The following is a 1936-nucleotide window of genomic DNA, read 5'->3' on the forward strand; positions in this document are numbered from 1 at the left end:
AGTACTAACGGCTACTGCCGGATGGCATGCGTCCGCTCGTCTGGCCGCAGAGACGGAGCCCAAAAACAAGACTCACCGGAAGCGGACGACCACGGAATGCCGAGACAGCATGGATCGACGGCATTCCGGCGCCGCCGCCGTCCCGGCGACATGACCAGGTCGGCACCTGTCTGGCGCTGTTTGACCGCTCGATCCGGACTTGTGATGCCGAGAGGACATCCCCCGGCTATGCTCACCGTGCTGATCCGCTTACGCAGCTTGTCCTGATCTGCCGCCGACCGAAGAGCGATGAATGACCACCGATCCCGCATCCGCCTGGCAGCGTTACACCGTCTCCGCCGAGCTCCTGCACCGCGACGACATAGCCGACGCCCTGGGCGGCCAGGACCGCATAGCCTCCTCCATCGAGAGATTCAGCCAGTCCCCGACCAGCGGCCGGTCTGCACCCACTACGTGGTCGACAACAGCCGCCACGCCCGCACCAACCTCGCCGAGCACGCCCGCCGCCTGGCCAGCCGGGTCCGCGATGCCTCCTGACGCGATCATCCTCTACGGCCCACCCGCCGCCGGAAAGGACACCATCACCACCGCCCTCACCACGCTCGACGACCGGTACGTACACTTCGACCGACTGAAAATCGGCGCGAACGCCCGCGCCCCCTACCGGGTCGCCTCGCCCGACGAACTCGCCCGGCTGCACGACGACGGCCTGATCCTGTACACAAACGAGCGGTACGGCAACGTCGACGCCGTCGACCGGCCCCGCCTCGACGAGATCATCGCCGCCGGCCGGATACCCGTCGTGCATCTCGGCCAGGTCGCCGGCATCCACGCCCTGCACACCGAATACCCGGCCCGCTGGACAACCGTCCTGCTCTGGTGCCCCCGCGACGTCACCACCGCCCGCGCCCGCCAACGCGGAAACACCGACCTCGCCGACCGGCTGGCCGTCTGGGACGAGACGAAAACCGACCTCGCCACAGCCAGCCTGGACCTGTTCGACCTGGTCCTACGCACCGACCACCGGCCTCCCCGGAAAGCCGCCGGCCACATCCACCGCAAGGTCACCAGCCCACCCGGATCCCCCGCACACCCCCGCGACCCGCTGGACTGACCGCCAGGCAACTCGTCCTTCCCGCCCTCACCTTCCGCACCCCGACGGCCACGGACTGGCCTGACGGCGGCGAAGGAGACGACGCGGAAGCCTGGCGGACGTGGATTAGCCAGGTCTGGGCTGCGGGTGACGTGGCCGAGGCGGTAATGGTGGCGAGCCCGGTCCCGGCGGATCGGGTCGCGACGGTGCGGGCCGGCACCCCAGGACGATCACCTCCGGTGGTAACCGGAACCCGACGAACTCCGACACTGGCAGCGGAGGATGGTGACAACGGGCCATCGCCCGATCACGTACTGGCCCGACGCGGCCCCCTGGCCTCGACTCACGTACCAGAGCCCTCGAAACAGAGCCCTCGAACGCAACAACGCCCTGTTGAGGGTGGCGGGTCGCCGAGGTGGCCGCTGCGCGGATGGCCCTATCGCCACACGCGAAGGAACAATGTTCCATAAGATGGCCATCATACGAATTTTTTTCCTACGTTTGCCTGTGCGCCCCTCGGGGTTCATGGGTGGCACCTAGCGTCAGCCGAGTGGTTGAGCGACTTTCCGGGCCGGTCGGCGATGTTGAGTGGGGTTCCGGGCCGGTCGGTACCGGTGACGCGCCGAAGTTGATCAGGTCCCGGTTACCGGGCCTATCGCCGGCGGAGCGGCGGGTCGCCGATGCGGTGCTGCCGGCCGTCTACCCGGCGGATGTGCACGTCCAGCACGTGTCGGCGCGGATGCTGGGCCCGGGCGACGCCTGTTTCGCGATCAGCCACACCGGGTCGACGACCGAGACGTTGGCGTCGATGCGTACCGCCGCGACCGGCGACGTTATCACCGA

The 1936-nt window shown here is 68.3% G+C and carries 1 protein-coding gene and 1 pseudogene; both read left to right on the forward strand.

Features of this window, described 5'->3' with window-relative positions:
- Nucleotides 1-292: 292 nt before the first annotated feature.
- Complete coding sequence (locus tag AC08OQ_RS19245) at nucleotides 293-1114, forward strand: hypothetical protein (RefSeq protein ID WP_476612302.1); 822 nt, start codon at nucleotides 293-295, stop codon at nucleotides 1112-1114.
- Between the two features lie 529 nt (nucleotides 1115-1643).
- A pseudogene (locus AC08OQ_RS19250) lies at nucleotides 1644-1936 on the forward strand (hypothetical protein); the annotation flags it as partial.

Source organism: Frankia sp. CcCS3, from assembly GCF_977927575.1.